We start from the raw sequence: 17723 nt of genomic DNA, 5'->3' as shown, positions 1-17723 counted from the left end.
CACTACCTTATTCTCTTTAATTTTGCTATAAAAAACCCATCTATACCATGAATATTAGGATATATTTTTAAATATCCTTTATCTTGATTGTCTAAATCTACGTTTACTGTGTCAATTGGAGTCAATTCAAAATTATTATATTCTTCAATAAAAGAAGTAATTATATTTATGTTTTCCATATCTTGAACTGTACATGTACTATAGACTAAAGTTCCTCCAATTTTAACATACTTTGATGCATTTTCTAATATTTTCTTTTGTATAGAAGTAATATCTTCCAACTCTTCTTCTTTCTTATATTTAATTTCTGGTTTACGTCTTATTATACCAAGACCAGAACAAGGAACATCTGCTAAAACATAATCAAATTTATTTATGCTATTTTCATCAATTTCAGAAGCATCAAATCCTTCTACACATACATTTTTTAGACCAAGTCTATTTACAGTAGCTTTTATAAGCTTTAGTTTATGCTCAAAAATATCTCTAGCTATTACTTGACCTGTATTATTCATTAAAGTGGCTAAGTGAGTAGATTTTCCACCAGGAGCACTACATACATCCAAAATCAATGAATCTTCCTTTGGATTAATTACTTTCCCTACTATCATAGAACTTATATCTTGAATTGTAAATAAACCAGCCTTAAATAACTCATTATTTTCTATATTTTTTAATTTTTCGACTTTTATAGCTTCTTCCACCATAGGGACTTTCAAACACATAATACCCTTTTCATTTAATTTTTCAATAAGCTCTTCTCTGCTAATTTTAAGTGTATTTGTTCTTATATAAATACTAGGTTTTTCATTGTTTGCTTCTAATAAATCTTCAGTAAATTCTTGTCCAAAATTTTCTATCCAATTTTTTATAATCCAAGAGTTATAAGAATACTTTATAGATAAGTATTTTACACTATCTTCCTCAGTTATGTCCATTATAGTATCTTTATTTCTTATTTCATTTCTAAGAATAGCATTTATAAAACCAGAAGATTTTTTATCATATTTTTTAGATAACTTCACAGTTTCATTAACTGCTGCATAATCTGATATACTATTTAAAAATAAAATTTGATATGTTCCCATTCTTAAAAAGATTTTAACATAAGTTGACATTTTTTTTACTTTTATTTTTGAAAGTTTATTAATTATATAATCTAAGTAATATTTATTTTCTACTACTCCATAGATTAACTCTGTTGCAAGTCCTCTATCCATATCGCTTATTTCTAAGTTTTTAAAATGCTTATTTATTGCAATATTTGAATAGTTATTATTTTTCTCTATATCACATAATACTTTAAATCCAATTTCTCTTGCATCCATATAAATTTCTCCCTTTTATTAAACATAAAAAAGGGTTGTTTCTAAACAACCCACTTTATTTTTAGTCATCTCTTCTTTGAGCTATTAGTAACAATCTAAGTAATTGAAGTATTGAAACTAGTGCTGCTGCAACATATGTTAAAGCTGCTGCTGAAAGCACTTTTCTACTTTGTCTTACCTCACCCTCATCTATAATACCTAGATTTCCAAGTTGAACAATTGCTCTACTAGAAGCATTAAATTCTACAGGCAATGTTATTATTTGGAATAGTACTGAAGCTGAAAACAATAGTATCCCAATTTTTAGAAATGGTCCAGCCATAATAAATCCTAGAAATATTAAAAACCAAGAAATACTTGAAGCAAAGTTTACTACTGGCACCAAACTACTTCTTATTTGAAGAGGTGCATAACCTTTAGCATGTTGCATTGCATGACCACATTCATGTGCAGCTACTGCAACAGAAGTTATTGATGTTCCATAATATACATCTTCTGATAATCTTACAGTTTTTCTTCTTGGGTCATAGTGGTCACTTAAATGACCTCTAACCATTTCTATCCTTACATCATACAAACCATTTGAATCAAGTACTCTTCTTGCTGTCTGTTCTCCAGTATATCCTCTACGTGTATTTACTCTTAAATACTTATTTGTTGTTGAGCTCACTTTAAATTGAGCATATGCAGTGAATAATATAGCTGGAATTAATATAATCATCGTTGGGTCAAATCCCCAAAAGCCGCCATATACAGGGTACATAAATAACACTCTCCTAAAATATATTTTTATTATACATCCTCTTTAATATTCACATAACTTAAAAACAGTTTAATTACAAGCTAATATCTCTTTTCCTGTTAAAAAGCTTATAGCTTTTTCAATATCTACTATGTCTACATTAGTATTTATACAAGGTCCATTAGGTCTTTTATTAAATACTCCTAAAACAGGAATTTTTTTTATATCTTGTATTCCAGATGTTAAATCTCTCTCACATGCAACAGCTATAACAGCTTTAGGTTTATTGTCAATTATAATTTTTCTAGCTAGAGTCCCTCCTGTAGCTACAAATACTTTTACTTTAACACTTTTATTTAGCTCAGCTAATTCTCCTATATTGCATTTTCCACATTTTTTACAATTATCTATATCATTAGTAACTTTTAGTTTGCAACTATTCTCTTGAATACAATGAGGTATTAAAATTATTATATCCTCTGGATTAAAATTATATTTATTACTGTATATATATTCATTATTTAATTTTATATATATTCTTCTAATTTCACTTTTTGACATACCAAATGATGATGCAATAAAAGATATAATGGGAAATAATACACTAACAATTTTAAAATTTATTTTCATTATATTTGAGTTAACATTTTTTCCTTTAATTACTCTATACGTAACTATTGTTGAGCATAGTATTATAAGTATTAGTGATATTACTACAGCATTTATTCCTAAGGAAAATATTTGAGTCAAACTAATTATAAAAAAGTTTGCAACCCCCATTAAAATCCCTAATATTAAGACTAAGATACCAACACTTGTTAAATACTTTTTTATATCTGTCATACTTTTCACCTAACTCAATACTACACCAATTTCTATAGTATTTCCTTTTATATATTCTCCAACTAGCATTCTCTTTTTATTTGGCATCTGAATTTCTTCAATTAAAAGTACCTTATCTTTAGTACTTACTTTTATGCCATCTTTATTTACCTCAATTATTGTACCTGCTTCTTTGTTACTTTCTTCCTCTAATACTTTAGTTTTCCAGATTTTCATCGTTACACCATTATAAGTAGTATAAGCACTTGGCCATGGATTTACACCTCTAACTAGATTGTGTATTTCCTTAGCATTTTTTGAAAAGTCTATATTACCTAGTGATTTATTCATTATTGGTGCATAAGAAAATTCCTCATGATTTTGTACTTCTCTTGGAGCAGTTCCTGCTTCTATCAACTTTAATGTTTCTTTTAAAGTTTCTGCTCCTATATTCATCATTTTATCATGAAGTTCTCCTGCTGTTATATTTTCATCAAGATTTACTTCTGTCTTTAATATCATATCTCCAGTGTCTAACCCTTCATCCATATACATAGTTGTAACACCAGTTTTTTCTTCGCCATTGATTATTACCCAATTTATAGGCGCCGCACCTCTATATTTTGGAAGTAAAGAAACATGGACATTTATACATCCAAACTTAGGAATTTCTAATATTTCTTTTGGAAGTATTTGCCCAAAAGCTACAACTACCATTACATCTGGCTTTAAAGATTTCATTGTATCTATAAAATCTTTGTCTCTAGCTTTAATTGGTTGATATACAGGTATATTATTTTCAATTGCAAGTTCTTTTACTGGACTCATGCCAAGTTTTTTACCTCTTCCTTTTGGTTTATCTGGCTGAGTTACAACTCCTAGTATTTCATACTTTTCATCTATTATTTTTTGTAAACAAGGAACTGCTATATCAGGAGTTCCCATAAATACTATTTTCATCAAATCAACCCCTACTATTTTTCTATTTTATCAACAAACAGTATTCCCTCTAGATGGTCTATTTCATGACAAAACGCTCTAGCTAAAAGTTCTTCCCCTTCTAGCTCTATTGTTTCTCCATTTCTATTTAAAGCTCTAACTTTTACATAGTTTGGTCTTTTAACCTCTCCAGATTCTCCAACAACACTTAAACAACCTTCATCATCTATTTGTTCTCCAGATGTTTCTATTATTTCTGGGTTTATAAGTTCTATAAGTTCTTCTCCAATATCAATTACTACAACTCTTTTTAAAATTCCAACTTGAGGTGCAGCTAGTCCAACACCATCTGCATCATACATAGTTTCTGCCATATCGTCTAACAATTGTATTATTTTTGCATCAATTTTTTCAACTTTTTTTGATTTCTTTCTTAGTACTGGTTCTCCTATTTGAACTATTTGTCTTAAAGCCATTACACTTCCTCCTAAATTTATAATACACTATTTGGATTAATATCTATAGATACATTAATATTCTTATTAAATATCAAATCTCGTTTTGTTATACATATATATTTTATTATACCCTTTAAGAGATTAATTTCAATATTTTCATCTTTAAAGAGTATTTGCCATCTATAATTTTGATTTATTTTTGATATTGAGCATGGATTGGGTCCTAATATAAACCCTAAGTCGTTTATACCCCTTTTTTCTAATAAATAAATCAAAGATGCATGCATATTTTTTATATTTTTTATAACTAATCTTTCATCTTCACCACTAACAACTACACTTAACATGTTATTAAAAGGAGAATATCCAAATGCCTTTCTTATCTTTATCTCATCTTCATAAAAACCTTCATAATTATACTCTATGGCATGCTTAATAGCATAATGCTCAGTATCATATGTTTGAAGTACTACTTTACCTTCTTTGTCTGCTCTTCCTGCCCTTCCAGAAACTTGAGTTATCAACTGAAAGGTTGTTTCAAAACTTTTAAAATCAGGAAAATTTAGTATCATGTCTGCTGACAAAATACCTACTAAAGTTACATTATCAAAATCCAATCCTTTACTTAACATCTGCGTTCCTATCAATACATCTGCTTCTTTATCTTTGAACTTATTTAGTATTTCCTCTAATGAACCCTTTTTTGATGTTGTATCTTTATCCATTCTCAAAGTTTTTATATTTGGAAAAATACATTTTAACTCTTCCTCAATTTTTTGAGTTCCTACTCCAAATGGCTTAACATAATTACTTCCACATTCTGGGCATTCTTTTGGAATTTCTCTTTCATATCCACAATAATGGCATCTTCCAATATTACTTTTTTTATGATATGTCAAAGATATATCGCAATTTTCACATTGAAACACATAGCCACACTTTCTACATGATACAAAATTTGCATAACCTCTTCTATTTAAAAATAGTATTACCTGACTATTTTCTTCAATCGCACAACTAATTTCTCTTTGAAGTTTTAAACTAAATATACTTCTATTACCTATATCTAATTCATCTTTCATATCTACAACTTCAATATTTGGAAGTGGTTTATTGTTTGCTCTATTTTTTATATTTATAAGTTTATATTCACCAGTTTTTGCTCTATAATACTCTTCAATTGAAGGTGTCGCTGAACCTAAAATAAGAGTTAGATTATTTTTTAATGCCATAAATCTAGCTACTTCTATAGAGTTAAACTTAGGATTTTTTTCAGACTTATATGATGACTCATGAAATTCATCAATTATTATCAATCCTAAAGAATTAAAAGGAGCAAATAGTGCTGACCTAGCACCAATTAAAACTCTTATCTTGCCAGCTTTAACAGCTTTATAAACGTCGTGTTTTTCTCCTTCAGATAGTTTACTGTGAAACACTCCAACTAAATCGCCAAACCTACTCTTTAATCTATCTATCGTTTGGGGAGTTAATGCTATCTCAGGAACCAAAAATATACTATCTAAACCTTGGCTTAATGCAAATTCTATTATTTCCATATAAACTTCAGTCTTTCCACTTCCAGTTATACCATGAATTAAATATGGCTTTTTATCATCTATAAACATACTTGAATTTATCTCATCAACCGCTTGTTGTTGCTCATTGTTTAATTTTATACTTTTTGATATAGATTTGTAAATACTTTTTGGCTCTCTATAATAATCTTTAAATTCTAAAGTTATTAACTCTTTCTTACTCAAAGAGTTTATACTCTGCTTTGAAGCATTTAATAAATCCAATAAATCATTTATCTCTACATTTTCATTATTTTTAAGAAAATTTAATATCTCTTTTTGCTTGCTTCCTATGCTTATTTTATTTTGTTCTATATAATCATCAATTTTATCATTTTCTAAACTCAAAGATACATAGCATACTTTCTTCTCATTTTTATGATTTTTGTATTCCCAACATAATTTTATAATTCCATTTTTATTCATTGTATATAGATAATTATTTAGATTCGCTATATATTTTAACTTATCAACCTTAATTTTTCCTTTACTACCAACTACTTTTTCTAATATCTCTCTATTTTTATCACTCAGCTTTGATATCTTTTCATATAATTCAGTCTCACTTAATCCATTTAGCTTTTCACCTAGTAAAACTACTTTGTAATTATTTAGTTTATATCCTTTTGGATATATCAAATTTATACACTCTATATAAGTACACAAATATCTATTTTTCATCCAGTAAACCAACTCTAAATCTTCTTCTCTAAATATTGGATTTTCATCTAATATATCTATGATTTCTTTAGTCTTTATTTTTTCATCTAAATTATTTGTAAGTTGAAATACAAAGGCTTCTGTTGGTTTATTACCTCTTCCAAATGGCACTAATATTCTATGCCCAACACTTATAACTTCCTCTAAAAATACAGGAATTTGATATGTAAATAAATTGTCTGTGTATATAGTATTGCTTCTAACTATTACCTTTGCATATTTTTTCATTGTAAAACTCCTACTTAAAATTAATCTACTGCTCATATTTTAACACATTTCATAACATATCAAAAAAATCTCAGCATATCTAAAAAGTTTCAAGTTATTACTAATATTAGATATATCTTAATAATTAACTATTAATCATATTTTATACTTTACAGCAAAATAAATGCTGAAAACCACAATTTAACTGACATTTGCGAGTTTTTACTCGCTAAAAGTAAATTGCAGCTTTCAGCCACTTTAGCTGTGATAAAATACACAAATATCATATTTAAAAAAGTTCTTATTTCTCAAGTAACACTTTAATCTTATTTAATATAACATTAGCTACTTCTTCCTTTTTCATTTTAGGGTACTCAGTAATATTTCCTTCTGTATCTATTATTTTTACAATATTAGTATCAGTTCTAAAGCCAGCTCCCTCTTTAGTTAAATCATTTGCCACAATAAAATCTAAATTTTTCTTTTCAATTTTTCCTTTGGCATGTTCTATTAAGTCATTAGTTTCAGCAGCAAATCCAACTAATATCCTATCTTCCTTTATTTTTCCTATTTCATAAGCAATGTCATAATTCCTACTTAATTCTATTGATAAATCATCATTATTCTTTTTAATTTTTTTGTCAGAATAAGTTTTTGGCTTATAATCTGCAACTGCTGCACTTTGAATTACTATTTTATTTTCTTTTAAATTTGATACTACTGCCTCATACAAATCTTGTGCTGATTCTATTTGTACAAATTTTTTAAGGTTTTGTGGAATAGAGAGATTTGTAGGACCTGATATTAATGTTACATCAGCACCTCTAGATATAGCCTCTTTAGCTATAGAATATCCCATTTTACCAGAAGACCTATTAGTTAAATATCTTACTGGGTCTATACTTTCTACAGTTGGTCCAGCTGTAACTATTATACTTTGACCTTTCAAATCTTGCTCTTTCGTAAGATTGGCTAAAACTGCCTCTACTATTAAATCTGGTTTAGCTAGTTTTCCTGCTCCAATATCTCCACATGCAAGTCTTCCACTTTCTGGTTCTATAAATTTATATCCAAATTCCTCTAAAGTTTTTATATTTTTTTGGACAATTGGATTTTCATACATATTAGTATTCATAGCTGGTGCTATTAAAACTTGTGCTTTTGTTGCCATAACAGTAGTTGTTAACATATCATCAGCTATACCATTTGCAATTTTTCCTATAACATTTGCACTTGCTGGTACTATTAGAAACAAATCTGCCTTTTTTGCTAATGATATATGTTCAACTTCCCAAGATTTTGGTTCTTCAAACATATCTTCTACTACATAATTTTGACTTAGTGATTGAAGTGTAAGTGGTCTAACAAATTCTGTTGCTGATTTTGTCATTATAACATGGATATTTGCATTTAATTTTTTTAATTTACTTACAACATCACAAGCCTTGTATGCAGCTATTCCGCCGCTTATGCCAATTACAACAGTCTTATTTTTTAGCATGACCTTACTCCTCTTCTGAAATTTGTTGATGTTGCTCAGCGTAGTGTCTAGCTTCTTCTATCTCTATTTCTTCTTCTGTCAATAATCTATATGTTATTTTTCCACTTGCAACTTCCTTAGTAGCTACACATACAGGTTTTTCCTTAGCTTTGTTTGGAACATATGGTTCGTCTCCATCAATTAACTTTCTTGCTCTCTTTGAAACAGTCCCTACTAAGTAATATCTGTTGTCTATTTTTTCTAGTACCTCATTGATAGATGGTTTTAACATAATTATAATTCCTCCTTAAATTTCTCTATTATAATATTTTTATATCTGCTAACTTTATTCTTTTCAGATGATATTATACCTTCTATTTCTTTAGCAGATGTTTTCACATCTTCATTAAATATAAAATAATCATAATCCTTAATCATTTTTATTTCTTCATATGCACAACTAAATCTCTTTTCTATTTCTTCTTCTGTCTCTGTACCTCTTCCAACAATTCTATTTTTTAACTCTTCAAGTGATGGAGGTAATACAAATATAAATACTCCTTCTGGACAAACCTCTTTTATTTGTTTTGCTCCTTGCATTTCAATTTCTAGTAGCACATCCTGTCCTTTTTCTAAACATTCCATTATTGCTGCTTTTGGAGTTCCATAAAAATTATCATAAATTTGAGCATACTCCAAAAACTCACCTTTTCCTATCATATCTTCAAACTTTTCTTTACTTATGAAGAAATAATTTACTCCATCAACTTCTCCTGCTCTTGGTTTTCTTGTAGTAGCTGATACAGAAAGTTTTATTGTATCATTCTCTCTAAGTAATTCTTTGCAAATAGTACCTTTTCCTGCACCTGATGGACCTGATACAACTAGCAATAATCCTTTTTTTGTAAACATTTAAATATTCCCCTTCTAATATTGTATTCTTACTCTATGTTTTGTATTTGTTCTCTTATTTTTTCTAACTCACTTTTCACTTCTACTACTAAATTAGTTATATTTATATCAGATGATTTTGAACCTATTGTATTAGTTTCTCTGTTCATCTCCTGTATTAAGAAATCAATTTTTCTACCTATAGAATCGTCTTTAAATATAGTTTTTTTAAGCTGACCAATATGACTTTTAAACCTAACTATCTCTTCTGTTATACTACTTTTATCTGCATATATTGCAACTTCTTGTGCTAACCTATTTTCATCTATTATACTTGGGTCTTCTAGCATTTCACTTATTCTTGAATTTAGTTTTTCTCTATAGTCTTCTACAACACTACTTGAATATTTTTCAATTTCTTCTATATGATTTTTTAATAAGTCACATCTCATGGTAATATCTTCAGCTAGTTTTTTACCTTCTTCACTTCTCATTTCTCTTAGTTTTATCATTGCATCTTCTACAGCTTGATTTAACATCGACCATAGTAAATCTTCATCTTCATCTTTTTCTTCTATTTTTATAATATCAGGAAATCTTGCAACATTCATAACACTAATATCATCTATAATATCAAATTTGTCTTTTATTTCCTTTAAGATATCTATATATTGAGATGCTAATCCTTCATCAAAATTTAAGTTTACATCTTCTTTGCCTAATAAGTCAAATTTTATGTATAAATCAACTCTTCCTCTTTTTACATAGTTTTTTACTAAATTTCTAACTTTATCCTCTAAAAATGAAATTTTTCTTGGAAGACGTATATTTATATCTGAATATTTATGATTTATTGTTTTACATTCTACTAAAAAATAATAGTTGTCGTCTTTGTATTCTCCTCTTCCAAAACCAGTCATACTTATAGCCATTACCTAAACCTCCAAAACACCTTCACATATTTTTACTGCTGGACCTGTCATATAAGAAAACTCTCCTATATCTATTCGTACTGTTCCACCTTGAGAAGTCACATTTACACTATTTTCTACCATATCAAGTAAATTACATACTATTGCTGATGCAGTCATACCTGTTCCACATCCTAAAGTATATCCACAACCTCTTTCCCAAGTATAGACATGTATATTATACTTATCTTCTACTTTTACAAAATTTACATTCGTCTTTTTCGGAAATATTTTATTATTTTCAATCTCTTTTCCATATTTACAAACTTCATCTACATTTAATTCATCCACTATAACCACAGTGTGAGGAACCCCCATCAACATAGATGTAATCTTAAACTCTTTATCTAAAACTTTTATATTTTCTTGTACAAAACGTTCTTCATCAGTTAACACAGGAACATCTTTAGCTAAAAAACTTCCTTTTCCCATATTAACTTTTATAGTATTTATTTCTCCATTTATAGTGTTTATTTTTATATTTTTTACACCATCTAGTGTATCTACTGTAAAGTTTTCTTTTTTAACTATGCCATTATCATAAACAAACTTACAAAAACATCTAAGTCCATTTCCACACATAGCTGCTCTTGAACCATCAGAATTATAATACACCATTTCTACATCTGCAATTTCTGAATTTTTTACAACTAGTAACCCATCCGCACCTACAGAAAATCTTCTATGGCATACTTTTTTTGCTAAAACAGTATAATTTGATGAATCTATTTGGTCAAATCTTCCATCTATTGCAATAAAATCATTGCCTATTCCATGTAGTTTCCAAAATTTCATAAGTATCGCTCCTTTGTAAATTAACACTTAAACTATTATAACATAAAAAAATTCCCATAAACTTATAATTTATGGGAAAAGTTTTGTAATGACAACTATAATTTGAGGATGTGAGGGAGAGTTGCCATTACAATTAGGGTAATTATATTATGTTTTTAAGCTAGTTCTTTCTATGTTTATATAATAATATTTCTATATGAATTTTATGTATAGTTTATTTAAACTGTATATGAATTTTTTAAATAAAATATTTAGCATCTTCTATTTAGTTTTTTGAACATACCTAATTAGCATACACCTATTAATTCTTTAAGTGTTTTTAAAACATAATCTAAATCTTCTCTAGTAATATCTACATGAGTTACAAATCTATACTCCCCATTTTCCATTTTATTGATTTTTATATTTCTTTCAAAAAACTCTTTTATTAAAACATCTTCTTTTATTACATCTTCACTCATTTTAAAGAATACCATACTCAGGTCTGGACTAGTGTTATTTACTTCAATTCCTTCAATTTTATCCAACTCACAAGCTAAATATTTTGCATTATCATGGTCCTCATTTAATCTCAGTGTCATTTTTTCAATGGCAATTATACCAGCTGCTGCAACTATACCAACTTGTCTCATGCCTCCACCCATAACTTTTTGCTTTCTTCTAGCTTTTGCTATAAATTCTTTACTTCCAGCAAGAATAGAACCCATTGGTGCAGCTAAACCTTTTGATACACAGAACATAACACTGTCACAACATTGTGCAATTTCTTTAGCTTCTACACCTAAAGTTAATGCTGCATTGAATAATCTTGCTCCATCTAAATGCACTGGTAAATTGTGTTTTTCAGCTATTTTTTTAATTTCTTTTAAATTGTCAAGGCTTACAACAGTTCCACCTGAATATGCATTTTCTACACATATAAGACCTGTTTGTGGTTCATGTATATCATCTCTCCTAATAGCCTTCTCAACAAGCTCAGGATTAAGAGCTCCACTTTCATCTTCATCTATAGTTCTAAGTTGAACTCCAGCTATTACAGCAGGTGCTCCAACTTCATGAGTCACAATATGATACCCTTTACCAATAATGATTTCTTGACCTCTTAGGCAGTGAGTAAACAAAGCTAACTGATTTCCAAAAGTTCCACTTGGAAGGAAAATAGCATCTTCTTTTCCAACTTTAGCTGCTGCTAATTCTTCAAGTTTATTTACAGTAGGGTCATCTCTAAAGATTGAATCTCCAACAGGAGCCTTTGCCATGGCTTCTCTCATTTCATCAGTAGGCATAGTAACAGTATCACTTCTTAAATCAATAAATTTCATTTTTTCAACCTTCTTTCATATTCATATACTATACAGCTTTAATATTTATTTAGCTTTGTAAAGTTTATATACTTTTATAAGTTATTCTTTACACACTAATTATACTACATTTGTTTTATATTTAAGCAAATTTAAATTATTAATTTAAAAATATACTTCCTATTCTCTTGTGAGTATATCCTGTAAGTATAAATAATTATAAAATTTACACATTAATCCATGTTGTTTAAATTCCCCCTAGTCATAGAGCATATATTATGTGTATAATTAATTTACTGACTTATTTTGGTCAAAGAAAGGGGTGCTATACATGGCATTAGATGGATTAGTTATACATTCAATAGTAGATGAATTATCATCAAAGCTTACAGGTGGAAAAATAGATAAGATTCATCAACCTGAAGATGATGAAGTAATTTTTAATATAAGAAACAACAAAGAAAATTTTAGATTGGTTTTAAGTGCAAGTGCTTCAAATCCTAGGGTTTATTTAACAAGCAATTATAAAAAAGAAAATCCGCTAAAGGCGCCTATGTTTTGTATGTTGCTTCGAAAATATATACAAGGTGGAAATATTATAGAAATTTCTCAAATTGGTTTTGAAAGAATAATAAAAATCAGTGTTGAATCTTTAGATGAATTAAAAGAAAAGACAATCAAAAATATTATAATTGAAATTATGGGAAGACATAGTAATATAATAGTAACTCATAATGAAGATGATAAAATTATAGATTCTATAAAAAGAGTGCCTTTTAGTATAAGTAGAGTTCGTCAGGTTTTACCTGGACATAGTTACTCATTGCCACCAAAGCAAGATAAACTTAACCCTCTTGATAATATATCTAAAGATTCGTTTATTAACAATCTAAATGAATTTGATGGACCTATTTTTAAGTCTATATATTCTAAATTTTTAGGTATAAGCCCTACTATCGCCAAAGAAATTTGTTATAGAGCAGATGTAAATCAAAACGCTATTAGCAAAGATATATCTAGTCAACAGTTTGATTCTTTATACAAAGAATTTTGTAGTTTATTTAATGATATAAATTCTAATAAGTTTTCACCTTGTATTGTTATAGATAAAAAATTAGATAAAGTCGTTGATTTCAGTTGTGTCAATCTTACATTGTTTAATGATTTATCATATATCAATAAAGAAAGCATCTCTAATATACTAGAGGATTTCTACAGAACTAAAGATATTAAAGATAGAATCAATCAACGTTCATCTGACTTAAAGAAAAGCATATCTGTTAAACTGGATAGACTTTATAACAAACTTAGAAAACAAGAAGAAGAATTATTAGAGTCTGAAAATGCAGATATTTATAAAGTAAAGGGTGAACTAATTACATCTTATATATATATGGTAGAAAAAGGGATGGAAAGTGTTGATGTTGCCAACTTCTATGATGAAGAGTGTAAAAATGTAACAATAGAATTAAATAAAAATTTGACTCCATCTGAAAACGCTCAAAAATATTTTAAAAAGTATACTAAAATGAAACATGCCAAAGTTGAAATATCTCACCAAATTTCATTAAACAAAGAAGAAATAGATTACTTAGAAAACATAATTTTGAGTATTGAAAACTGTGAAAATTTGGCTGAATTACAAGATATAAAAGAAGAACTTGGTAAAGTTGGATATATCAAAGCCCAAAAGAAAAGTAGTAAAAAAGACACTATTCCTTCTACAAAACCTCATGAATTTATTTCTTCTGATGGATTTAAAATCTTGGTTGGAAAAAACAACAAACAAAATGATTATCTTACATTAAGGCTTGCTGATAATGATGACTTATGGATGCATACAAAAAATATTCCAGGTTCTCACGTAATAATAAAATGTGCTGGTAAAGAAATTACTGATAATACTATATTTGAAGGAGCTATGTTAGCTGCATTTTTTAGCAAATCAAAGATTTCTTCTCAAGTACCTGTGGACTACACAAAGAAAAAAAATGTAAAGAAACCTAGTGGTTCTAAACCTGGTATGGTTATCTATGAAACTAATAGTACTATTTATGTTACTCCTGAAGAAGAAATGGTAGCTAAGCTTAAAATTAAATCCGAATAAAATATATCTCATAGATATAAAAATTTCTGACTGGTAAATAATAATATATTTATCATATTAACTAAAAGTAGTGGCATTCTTATTGTATAAGAATGCCACTTTTAAATTTGTTTATTTTTAGTTTTTTAATAATCAATACTTATATTTAAATTGATTAATTTCTATTTTTATAAAAAAACAACGATTAGTTTAATTTTGAGCATTATTTTTTATACGTCTAATTTTTTCTAATAGCTCATTATATTCTAATTCATAACACTCTTTTTTTGCATTATCTTTTTCTATTGACAGCATAGATATAATGTTTGTAAGTCTATTTTCTAATACTAAAAGATTTTCTTGTTTAACTTTACTTTCTCTACTAGAAGTTTTTTTATTTCTACTAATGATATAATCACTATAGTTACAATCAAACTCCTTTATATTCTTATCTTTTATTTCTAAAAAATAGTCACAAATATGAGATATAAATACTCTATCATGAGATACTATAAGCATAGTTTTATCAGTATTTATCAATGCTTTTTCCAATGCTTCCATAGATTTTATATCCAAGTAATTAGTTGGCTCATCAAGAACTAAAAAATTATTATCTTCTAGTATTATTTTGCATAGAGCTATCTTTACTTTTTCACCCCCACTAAGAACTTTAACTTTTTTATAAACAGTATCACCTTTAAATCCAAATAAATTTAAATTTATTCTTATAAAAGACTCAGCAAATGAACTATTTGCTTTGATATTGTACAAAATACTCTTTTCCTCATCTAATAAATCTTGATTTTGGTCAAAATAACCTATCTTTACTTTGTTATTTATCCTTATACAATCATTTTTATTACTAAGTATTTCTTTTATCAGAGTACTTTTTCCACATCCATTATCGCCTAATAAAGCTATTTTCTTACCTCTTTTTACCTTGAAAGAGATATTATCCAATAAAAGTTTATTTTCTACATTTAAACTTAAATCCTTTAATTCCACTAAGTTTTTGCTGATTATTTCCATACCATCCTGTATTTTAATATTCATATCTGTACAAACTTTAGGCTTATCCTTTACTTCCAATTTCTCAATTCTACTTTTTAATGCTTTTACACTTGAATCTATTTTTTTCTTATTTGTTTGACCACCCATTTTATGGAGTCTAGCTTCTGAATTCCCCATTCGTTTTGGAGTCTTCCTTATACCATCACTTAAAGCTTTTTTGCCTAAAAGAGCTTTCTCCAATCTTTTTTTCTCATTTATATATTCATGATATTCAAAGTCAGATCTTTTTGTATCCGCATCCTTTTGTTCTAAATAATCAGTGTAATTACCTTTATAAACTTTTAATTTGCCACCTTCCAATTCCAATATAGTTGTACATAATTCATCTAAAAAACGTCTGTCATGAGATATTAATAATAATGCTCCTTTATGTCTCTTAAACATATTTTCCAAAATATCTATACTCTTTTTATCTAAATTTGAAGTTGGTTCATCTGCTATTATTATATTTTTCTTATTATTCAGTGCATCTGCTATCTTTAGCTTAACTTTTTCTCCTCCAGATAAATAATCTTCAAATTTATCTGGCGCATTTAATAGACTTTTTTCTTTACTATCATTACATTTTTCAATATTATTTTCACTCTGACTTATATATGAATAGCTATCTGTAAGATAAACACAACCTTCATCAATTTCTATTTCACCCAATATTGCTTTTAATAAAGTTGTTTTTCCCTGACCATTTGAACCCACTAAACCTATTCTCTCATTCTCTAATATTTCAAGTTTATCTATATCCAAAATTAATTTATCAGCATAATATTTTTTTAAATTTTCTACTTTTATTAACATCATAAAAAAATCCCTCCCTGGTATACTTAAATATAAGGAGAGATTTACATAAATAGGCACAATAACTAAACGTATAGACTATAATCTACTCTCCTTAATTTAAGCATTATAAATAAAGCCACCAATATAGGCTTTTCAAAATTTACAATACTTTAAATTATAAAAAATAGATTATATTCTCATCTTCCCAGTTACCTTACCCTTTCTTTTATTTATTTTTAATCATTATATCAACATTGATTGCCAATGTCTATAAAAAATTGATAATTTAAAATAATATATACTTAATTAATTATTATTTTTCAACTTTAAAATCTTGATTATTCAATATTCTATTTAGTACAATACCTACAATCGCAGCCAAACTAAGACCAGTTATCTTTACAGTACTTGTTATAGGAATTCCTATAGAAATCCCTTTATTAGATAAGTAAGTTGTTCCAAGACCTATCAATAATATAACTGCTATTATCAATATATTTACTTTACTTTCTACACAAGAACTATCTTTTATAGTTTTTAATCCAACATAAGTTATCATTGAAAATAGCATTATACTGATTCCACCCATAACTGAACCTGGTATACTTTGAAGAAATCCTCCAAACTTCCCTACACATGCAAGCAATATAGCAAATACTGCTGTACGTCTAAGTATTGAAGGGTCATAGTTTTTAGTTATCGCCAGTACTGCTGTATTTTCCCCATAAGTAGTGTTAGCTGGTCCACCTAAGCATCCTGCTACTATAGTTGCAAATCCATCACCAAGTAATGTTCTGTTTAATCCTGGATTCTCTATAAAGTTTTTTCCTACAACAGCACCATTAGTAGTCATATCTCCTATATGCTCCATAAATACAGCTAAAACAACTGGAGATATAATCACAATTGCTCCTAAGCTAAATTTAGGAATTGTAAAGTCAGGTATAGCAAGTAAACTTGCTTCTGTAATTGTAGTTATGTCTACTAATCCTAGTACCAAACATATTATATATCCAGAAAAAACAGCTATTAATATACCTAATTGTTTTATAAATCCTCTACCAAACTTATTAGTCAAAATTGCTATTGCTAAAGTCAAAAAAGCTATTATAAAATTAGCTGAAGCCATATTAAAAGCCGTTGGTAATAAATTCAAACCTATAACTGCTATCATAGCTCCTGTAACTTGTGCTGGAAAATATAACTTAATTTTATCCACCCCAACTAATTTTACTATAATTGACATTATAATATAAATTAATCCTGCTACTATTATACCACCCTGAGCATATGCCAAATCTCCTCCATAAGCTTCTTTAGCTGCTAGTATAACAGGAATAAAAGCAAAACTTGAACCTAAAAATGCAGGTACTTTTCCTTCTGTACAAAAATGAAATATCAATGTACCAACACCAGCGCAAAAAATTGCAACTGATGGATTAAAGCCTGTTAAAATGGGAACTAATACTGTCGCTCCAAACATGGCCAATAAATGTTGTAAAGACATTATCGTTTTTTTCATAAAAACCTCCAAAAATTATTATATATGAATAAATCC

General features: G+C 27.9%; 15 protein-coding genes. 1 reads left to right on the top strand and 14 read right to left on the bottom strand.

Annotation, left to right across the window (positions count from 1 at the left end; all coding sequences use genetic code 11):
* Positions 1 to 2: 2 nt before the first annotated feature.
* The 12 genes from rsmB to ltaE form a co-directional block, all read right to left on the bottom strand.
* Positions 3 to 1328: a 16S rRNA (cytosine(967)-C(5))-methyltransferase RsmB gene (gene rsmB / locus IC214_RS11040; protein WP_227432478.1), complete on the bottom strand. Its 1326-nt coding sequence runs from the start codon at positions 1326 to 1328 to the stop codon at positions 3 to 5.
* A gap of 61 nt (positions 1329 to 1389) precedes the next feature.
* Positions 1390 to 2091 carry a zinc metallopeptidase gene (locus tag IC214_RS11035; protein ID WP_227432477.1) on the bottom strand — a complete coding sequence of 234 codons (702 nt, stop codon included), beginning with the start codon at positions 2089 to 2091 and terminating at the stop codon, positions 1390 to 1392.
* 69 nt (positions 2092 to 2160) lie between these two features.
* Positions 2161 to 2913: a DUF116 domain-containing protein gene (locus IC214_RS11030; protein WP_227432476.1), complete on the bottom strand. Its 753-nt coding sequence runs from the start codon at positions 2911 to 2913 to the stop codon at positions 2161 to 2163.
* Between the two features lie 9 nt (positions 2914 to 2922).
* Positions 2923 to 3852, bottom strand: a complete 930-nt coding sequence (fmt, locus tag IC214_RS11025) for a methionyl-tRNA formyltransferase (RefSeq protein ID WP_227432475.1) — start codon at positions 3850 to 3852, stop codon at positions 2923 to 2925.
* A gap of 14 nt (positions 3853 to 3866) precedes the next feature.
* On the bottom strand, positions 3867 to 4307 hold the full coding sequence (def, locus tag IC214_RS11020; RefSeq protein WP_227432474.1) for a peptide deformylase: 441 nt from the start codon (positions 4305 to 4307) through the stop codon (positions 3867 to 3869).
* A gap of 17 nt (positions 4308 to 4324) precedes the next feature.
* Entirely contained in the window at positions 4325 to 6814 is a 2490-nt protein-coding gene (gene priA / locus IC214_RS11015) for a primosomal protein N' (protein ID WP_227845598.1), read from the bottom strand.
* A gap of 280 nt (positions 6815 to 7094) precedes the next feature.
* Positions 7095 to 8294, bottom strand: a complete 1200-nt coding sequence (gene coaBC, locus IC214_RS11010) for a bifunctional phosphopantothenoylcysteine decarboxylase/phosphopantothenate--cysteine ligase CoaBC (RefSeq protein WP_227824206.1) — start codon at positions 8292 to 8294, stop codon at positions 7095 to 7097.
* A 4-nt stretch (positions 8295 to 8298) separates the two neighbouring features.
* Positions 8299 to 8565: a DNA-directed RNA polymerase subunit omega gene (gene rpoZ, locus IC214_RS11005; RefSeq protein WP_227432471.1), complete on the bottom strand. Its 267-nt coding sequence runs from the start codon at positions 8563 to 8565 to the stop codon at positions 8299 to 8301.
* 2 nt (positions 8566 to 8567) lie between these two features.
* A complete protein-coding gene (gene gmk / locus IC214_RS11000) occupies positions 8568 to 9185 on the bottom strand; it encodes a guanylate kinase (RefSeq protein ID WP_227432470.1) in 618 nt (205 codons plus the stop codon).
* 29 nt (positions 9186 to 9214) lie between these two features.
* A complete protein-coding gene (locus IC214_RS10995; RefSeq protein ID WP_227482880.1) occupies positions 9215 to 10096 on the bottom strand; it encodes a YicC/YloC family endoribonuclease in 882 nt (293 codons plus the stop codon).
* Between the two features lie 3 nt (positions 10097 to 10099).
* The gene (dapF, locus tag IC214_RS10990; RefSeq protein WP_227482881.1) at positions 10100 to 10930 is read right to left on the bottom strand and encodes a diaminopimelate epimerase; all 831 of its coding nucleotides are present in this window, start codon (positions 10928 to 10930) and stop codon (positions 10100 to 10102) included.
* A gap of 287 nt (positions 10931 to 11217) precedes the next feature.
* Positions 11218 to 12252, bottom strand: coding sequence for a low-specificity L-threonine aldolase (gene ltaE / locus IC214_RS10985; protein WP_227432467.1), 1035 nt, complete (start codon positions 12250 to 12252; stop codon positions 11218 to 11220).
* 310 nt (positions 12253 to 12562) lie between these two features.
* On the opposite strand from ltaE, the gene IC214_RS10980 reads away from it, so the two are divergent.
* A complete protein-coding gene (locus IC214_RS10980; protein WP_227432466.1) occupies positions 12563 to 14338 on the top strand; it encodes an NFACT family protein in 1776 nt (591 codons plus the stop codon).
* A gap of 189 nt (positions 14339 to 14527) precedes the next feature.
* Here the strand turns inward: IC214_RS10980 and cplR are convergent, their stop codons facing one another.
* Together cplR and IC214_RS10970 are read right to left on the bottom strand one after the other, a co-directional pair.
* Positions 14528 to 16186, bottom strand: a complete 1659-nt coding sequence (gene cplR / locus IC214_RS10975; protein ID WP_227482883.1) for an ABC-F type ribosomal protection protein CplR — start codon at positions 16184 to 16186, stop codon at positions 14528 to 14530.
* 292 nt (positions 16187 to 16478) lie between these two features.
* Positions 16479 to 17687: a uracil-xanthine permease family protein gene (locus IC214_RS10970; protein ID WP_227432465.1), complete on the bottom strand. Its 1209-nt coding sequence runs from the start codon at positions 17685 to 17687 to the stop codon at positions 16479 to 16481.
* Between the last annotated feature and the right edge of the window lie 36 nt (positions 17688 to 17723).

Source organism: Clostridioides sp. ES-S-0190-01, assembly GCF_020658275.1.
Taxonomy (GTDB): Bacteria; Bacillota; Clostridia; order Peptostreptococcales; family Peptostreptococcaceae; genus Clostridioides.
The sequence above is the reverse complement of the archived record's forward strand: the minus strand, read 5'-3'. Positions and strand labels throughout refer to the sequence as shown.

Excerpts from the sequence above, each read along its gene's own strand:
- rsmB (WP_227432478.1), bottom strand. The coding sequence starts at position 1,328 with ATGGATGCAAGAGAAATTGGATTTAAAGTATTATGTGATATAGAGAAA.
- IC214_RS11035 (WP_227432477.1), bottom strand. The coding sequence starts at position 2,091 with ATGTACCCTGTATATGGCGGCTTTTGGGGATTTGACCCAACGATGATT.
- IC214_RS11030 (WP_227432476.1), bottom strand. The coding sequence starts at position 2,913 with ATGACAGATATAAAAAAGTATTTAACAAGTGTTGGTATCTTAGTCTTA.
- fmt (WP_227432475.1), bottom strand. The coding sequence starts at position 3,852 with ATGAAAATAGTATTTATGGGAACTCCTGATATAGCAGTTCCTTGTTTA.
- def (WP_227432474.1), bottom strand. The coding sequence starts at position 4,307 with ATGGCTTTAAGACAAATAGTTCAAATAGGAGAACCAGTACTAAGAAAG.
- priA (WP_227845598.1), bottom strand. The coding sequence starts at position 6,814 with ATGAAAAAATATGCAAAGGTAATAGTTAGAAGCAATACTATATACACA.
- coaBC (WP_227824206.1), bottom strand. The coding sequence starts at position 8,294 with ATGCTAAAAAATAAGACTGTTGTAATTGGCATAAGCGGCGGAATAGCT.
- rpoZ (WP_227432471.1), bottom strand. The coding sequence starts at position 8,565 with ATGTTAAAACCATCTATCAATGAGGTACTAGAAAAAATAGACAACAGA.
- gmk (WP_227432470.1), bottom strand. The coding sequence starts at position 9,185 with ATGTTTACAAAAAAAGGATTATTGCTAGTTGTATCAGGTCCATCAGGT.
- IC214_RS10995 (WP_227482880.1), bottom strand. The coding sequence starts at position 10,096 with ATGGCTATAAGTATGACTGGTTTTGGAAGAGGAGAATACAAAGACGAC.
- dapF (WP_227482881.1), bottom strand. The coding sequence starts at position 10,930 with ATGAAATTTTGGAAACTACATGGAATAGGCAATGATTTTATTGCAATA.
- ltaE (WP_227432467.1), bottom strand. The coding sequence starts at position 12,252 with ATGAAATTTATTGATTTAAGAAGTGATACTGTTACTATGCCTACTGAT.
- IC214_RS10980 (WP_227432466.1), top strand. The coding sequence starts at position 12,563 with ATGGCATTAGATGGATTAGTTATACATTCAATAGTAGATGAATTATCA.
- cplR (WP_227482883.1), bottom strand. The coding sequence starts at position 16,186 with ATGATGTTAATAAAAGTAGAAAATTTAAAAAAATATTATGCTGATAAA.
- IC214_RS10970 (WP_227432465.1), bottom strand. The coding sequence starts at position 17,687 with ATGAAAAAAACGATAATGTCTTTACAACATTTATTGGCCATGTTTGGA.